Below are 4,786 nucleotides of genomic sequence, written 5' to 3'. Positions count from 1 at the left end.
ACTCAGAGTTGGGTGACGTTCTCCGGGCCCCAGTAGGCCTTCATCGACGTGATCTTGCCCTCGTCGTCGAACGTCATGACGCTGATGATCTCGATGCGCATCTTCCCGCCTTCGCCGAGATCGATGGTCAGACCCCAGAAGTACGCCGCCTCGTGACCGAGTGCCCGCAGCGTCACGATGTCCGCTTCAGCCTTCACACCCGCGACGTTGGCATAGAAGCCGCGAATCGCCTGACGCCCGATGTGAACCTCGCCTCCGACCGGATCCTCGACGGTCGCGTCGTCGGTGTACAGGTCGGCGATGGCGTCCGGCTTGCCCGCGGCGACGAACTCCAGATAGCGGTTGACGGTCTGTGTGATCAGCTCGGCACTCGGCATGTGCGGCACGCTACACGGCTGCACCCAGCGCGGCGGCAAGTTCTCCTGCGGTGGTGACCGGAAGGTCGCACACGCGGCCGCGACACACGTAGGCAGCATCGCGGCCGTCGACGAGACCGCGTCCGAGCAGCAGCTCCGACGAGTCCATCGCGCCCCCGACGACGATCGCCCCGCCAGGCGCGAGAGACCTTGCCGCGGACAGCAATTCAGAATCCGGCTGCGAGCGGGACACCGCGATCTGAATGGGGCCCCTGACTGCGGCTTCGGCGACGGCCAGCCAGTGTCCGCCCGAGCGCGGCAGCTTCAGCAGGATCGGCGTCGCGGCCGCGAGTGACGCCGCGGCGGCCGTGGCGTAACGGTCGGCCCGAGCGGCTGGGACCAGGTGCGCCGCGAGCTGAAGCGCCTCGGCGATCAGCGACGCCCCCGATGGCGTGGCGCCGTCGATCGGGTCCGACGGCCGCATCATCAACCGCTCGGCGTCGTCCGCGGTGTCGAACCAGCGCCCCTCGCGCTCCGGGTCGGCGAAGTGCTCGAGGGCGACGTCGAGCAGTCCGGTGGCCGTCGCCAGCCAGTCGTCGTCCCCGGTCACCTGGTACAGCGTCAGCAGAGCGGTGGCCAGCGCCGCGTGGTCCTCGAGGATGGCCGCGCTGTCACCGACCCGACCGCCGAGACTCGCGCGGCGCAGCCGGCCGTCGACGACGTGGAGCTCGACGATGGCTCGTGCACATTGCGTTGCGGCATCGAGGAATTCGGGCCGGTCCAGCGCGACGGACGCGTCGGCAAGAGCGGTGATGGCGAAACCGTTCCACGCCGTGACGACCTTGTCGTCACGGCCCGGCTGCGGACGCCCCAGCCTGGTGGCCAGCAGCTTCGTGCGCACCAGGACGAAGCGGGAGAGCGAGTCGGGGTCGCGGGGCAGCTGCAGCACCGAGCTGCCGTGCTCGAAGGTTCCCGCGTCGGTGACCGCGAAGAGGCCGGCGGCCCAGCCCCCGTCGTCGTCGTCGTCGCCGAGCACGTCGCGCAACTGCCTGGGCGTCCACACGTAGGTAAGGCCCTCGACACCGTCGGAGTCGGCGTCCAGTGACGAGGTGAACATGCCACCTTCGCCAAGCTCGCGGACGAGGAAATTCGCCGTCTCATCGGTGACCTTGCGCGCCAACGGTTTTCCCGAGCGACGCGCCCAATGCGCGTAGAGCCGCAGCAGCAGCGCGTTATCGTAGAGCATCTTCTCGAAGTGCGGCACGACCCACGACGCGTCGACGCTGTAACGGGCGAAACCGCCGGCGAGTTGGTCGTAGATGCCACCGCGCGCCATCGCTTCACAGGTCCGCTCGACGGTGGCCAGCGCGCCCGCGTCACCCGTTCGTTCGTAGCTGCGCAGCAATGCCTCCAGCAGTGCCGACGGCGGGAACTTGGGCGCACCACCGAATCCTCCGCGGGCGACGTCCTCGTCGTCCAACACGCTCGCGACGGCGTGGTCGCAGACCGCTGGTTCGAGTGCCGGTCCCCCACCGGGCAGGCCAGACACCATCGACCTCAGCTCGCCTGCGATGTGGTCGGACGCCTGCTCCACTTCGGCGCGGCGGTTGCGCCACGTGTCGACAACGGCGTCGAGGAGTTGTAGGAACGCGACCTTCGGGTAGTAGGTGCCGCAGAAGAACGGCCGTCCGTCCGGGGTGAGGAAGCACGTCATCGGCCACCCGCCCTGGCCTGTCAGTGCGACGGTCGCGTTCATGTACACGGCATCGAGGTCGGGGCGCTCCTCGCGGTCGACCTTGATGCAGACGAACGCGGCGTTCATCGCCGCGGCCACCTCGTCGTCGGCGAAGGACTCGTGCGCCATCACGTGGCACCAGTGACACGCCGCATAGCCGATCGACAGCAGAATCGGCACGTCGCGGGTGGCTGCCTCGGCGAGCGCCTCCGGCGTCCACTGCTGCCAGTGCACCGGGTTGTCGGCGTGCTGGCGCAGATAGGGGCTGGTAGCGCCCCCGAGAGCGTTAACCCCCACCGTCTGGACGCCCCGCGGCAGGACCCGGGTCGCCCGGGTCACCGACCGTGCCCTCGTCGACGGCCTGATCCGATTCGGGATGCTCGGGGTCGAACGACTCCGGCAGCTTCTTGAGGTGCTTGTTCATCGACCACACCAGCACGAACGTGCCGATGAGCAGGATGACGACCACGACGAGGCCGAACGGGCTGGCCTTGCCGAAGTCCGGTCCGGTGTCGCGCGGCGTCTCGTCGGCCAGAAGACCGACGATGAGCACGAAGGTGTCGGTCACGGGTCGATCCCGGCGAACAGATCGTCCTCGGGCAGCTTCACGGGGATGCGCGAACGCGCCAACTCGTACTCCTCGGTCGGCCACAGCCGCTGCTGCCACTCGATGGGCGTCCTGAAGAAGGCGCCCTTGGGGTCGATCTGCGTGGCGTGGGCGAGCAACGCCTCGTCACGCTGGGTGAAGTACTTCGCGCACGCGACGCGGGTGGTGATCCGATCGTCGAGGACGTCGAGTTCCGGGTCCCAATCCTTCAGCCACTTGCCGAACGGACCCTCCTCGCCGTGCTTGGCGAACTCGTCCTGGATCAACTGCATCCGCTTCCGCAGGAACCCGTGGTTGTAGTACAGCTTCGAGACGTTCCACGGCGTGCCGGCGTCCGGGAACAGCCGGTAATCGCCTGCCGCCTCGTACGCGGCCACCGACACCTCGTGGCAGCGAATGTGGTCGGGGTGCGGATAACCGCCGTTCTCGTCGTACGTCGTCACCACGTGCGGCTTGAACTCGCGGATCACCCGGACCAGGCGTTCGGTCGACTCGGCCAGAGGCACCAGCGCGAAACACCCCTCCGGCAGAGGAGGGGGCGGGTCGCCCTCGGGCAGTCCCGAGTCGACGAACCCCAACCATTCGTGCTCCACCCCGAGGATGGCCGCAGCCTTGGCCATCTCGTCGCGACGAATCTCGGCGATGCGCCCGTGGACCTCTGGCAGGTCCATCGCCGGGTTGAGGATGTCGCCCCGCTCGCCACCCGTCAGCGATACCACCATGACGCGGGCGCCCTGGTCGGCGTACCGGGCCATCGTGGCGGCGCCCTTGCTGGACTCGTCGTCCGGGTGCGCGTGGACCGCCATCAAACGCAGTTCGCTCACGTGTGCCTTATCTGCTCGCTTGCATCGTCGTGACGCTTCAACAGTCTTGGGTGCCCCTATAGTTCCAGTCCTAGTGGATCCATTGGAACTCAGACCCATGCCCGTACCCGTCAAAGCCCGTTGAAGGGGCACCGAACCTTCCATGATCGAGCGTCCCGCCGCCCGCTACGGCCGGCAACGGCTGTCGCGCCGCTCTCGCCGCCGTGTGGTGGTGATCCTGTCCGTCGTGATCGTCGCGGCAGGAGTGGCCCTTGCGATCGTCGCGTATCAGCGGCTCGGCACGGGTGAGGTCAAGGGCGAGCTCGGCGGCTACACGCTGGTCGACGGCGAGACGGTGCAGGTGACCATCAGCGTCACCCGAAAGGACCCGTCGCAACCCGTGGTCTGCATCATCAGGGCCCGCTCCGTCGACGGCGCGGAGACCGGCAGGCGTGAACTGCTGGTGCCGCCGTCGTCGCAGGCAACGGTCCAGGTGACGGCCGTGGTGAAGTCGAGCAGGAAGCCGGTGATCGGCGACGTCTATGGCTGCGGAACCGACGTGCCCGGCTACCTCGTCGCGCCCTGACACGTCCCGGCTGAGCGGCATGTCTGGCAACCATCCGAAGAACGCCGAACAGCCAATACGTGAAAACCGGTTGTCCTGACGGTGGTACGCTGGTCTCCGTACACGGTTCCTGATGGAGCCGTGTATTGCTGCTTTAATGCGCTTCTAGGCGCCTGCGATCGCGGCAATACACGCAGAACTTTCCATCTGATCAGCGCGAGACGAAGACAGGAGCGCGACATGACCGACACCCAGGTCACCTGGCTAACCGAAGAGGCATACGACCGGCTGAAGGCCGAGCTCGACCAGCTCATCGCGAATCGGCCGATCATCGCCGCCGAGATCAACGACCGCCGCGAAGAGGGCGACCTCAGGGAGAACGGCGGCTACCACCAGGCCCGCGAAGATCAGGGACAGCAAGAGGCCCGGATCCGCCAGCTCCAGGAGTTGCTCAACAACGCCAAGGTCGGCGAAGCCCCGACGAAGTCCGGCGTGGCGCTGCCCGGTTCGGTCGTGAAGGTCGAATTCGAAGACGGCGACACCGAGACGTTCCTGATCGGTACGCGCCAGGAGGGCGTGACCGACGGCAAGCTCGAGGTCTACTCGCCCAAGTCCCCCCTTGGCGGCGCGATCATCGACGCCGAGGTCGGCGAGGAACGCACGTACGTCGTGCCCAACGGCAACACCGTCAAGGTGAAGCTGATCAGCGCGACGCCGTAC

General features: G+C 67.5%; 6 protein-coding genes. 2 read left to right on the top strand and 4 right to left on the bottom strand.

Annotation, left to right across the window (positions count from 1 at the left end):
- Window positions 1–2: 2 nt before the first annotated feature.
- Genes ACRDUX_RS00105 through mca form a run of 4 tightly spaced genes read right to left on the bottom strand, consistent with a single transcriptional unit; the run spans window position 3 to window position 3,522 of the window.
- Window positions 3–377 (bottom strand): nuclear transport factor 2 family protein, encoded by a 375-nt coding sequence (locus ACRDUX_RS00105; protein ID WP_526409828.1) that lies wholly within the window; start codon window positions 375–377, stop codon window positions 3–5.
- A 10-nt stretch (window positions 378–387) separates the two neighbouring features.
- Window positions 388–2,388, bottom strand: a complete 2,001-nt coding sequence (locus ACRDUX_RS00100) for a thioredoxin domain-containing protein (RefSeq protein ID WP_526409826.1) — start codon at window positions 2,386–2,388, stop codon at window positions 388–390.
- Complete coding sequence (locus ACRDUX_RS00095; protein ID WP_526409824.1) at window positions 2,378–2,659, bottom strand: hypothetical protein; 282 nt, start codon at window positions 2,657–2,659, stop codon at window positions 2,378–2,380. The genes ACRDUX_RS00100 and ACRDUX_RS00095 overlap by 11 nt, the downstream gene beginning before the upstream one ends.
- The gene (mca, locus tag ACRDUX_RS00090; RefSeq protein WP_526409822.1) at window positions 2,656–3,522 is read right to left on the bottom strand and encodes a mycothiol conjugate amidase Mca; all 867 of its coding nucleotides are present in this window, start codon (window positions 3,520–3,522) and stop codon (window positions 2,656–2,658) included. Before mca ends, ACRDUX_RS00095 begins: the two co-directional genes overlap by 4 nt.
- A gap of 142 nt (window positions 3,523–3,664) precedes the next feature.
- Here mca and ACRDUX_RS00085 point away from each other — a divergent pair, with 142 nt between their 5' ends.
- Both ACRDUX_RS00085 and greA read left to right on the top strand, forming a co-directional pair.
- Window positions 3,665–4,087 (top strand): DUF4307 domain-containing protein, encoded by a 423-nt coding sequence (locus ACRDUX_RS00085; RefSeq protein WP_526409820.1) that lies wholly within the window; start codon window positions 3,665–3,667, stop codon window positions 4,085–4,087.
- A 219-nt stretch (window positions 4,088–4,306) separates the two neighbouring features.
- Window positions 4,307–4,786 (top strand): transcription elongation factor GreA (gene greA / locus ACRDUX_RS00080; RefSeq protein WP_526409818.1); only part of this gene is annotated, 480 nt, incomplete at its 3' end.

The organism is Mycobacterium sp., assembly GCF_050701675.1.
Lineage (GTDB): Bacteria > Actinomycetota > Actinomycetes > Mycobacteriales > Mycobacteriaceae > Mycobacterium.
Note: the sequence above shows the minus strand (reverse complement) of the source record. Positions and strands in the feature narration are given on the sequence as shown.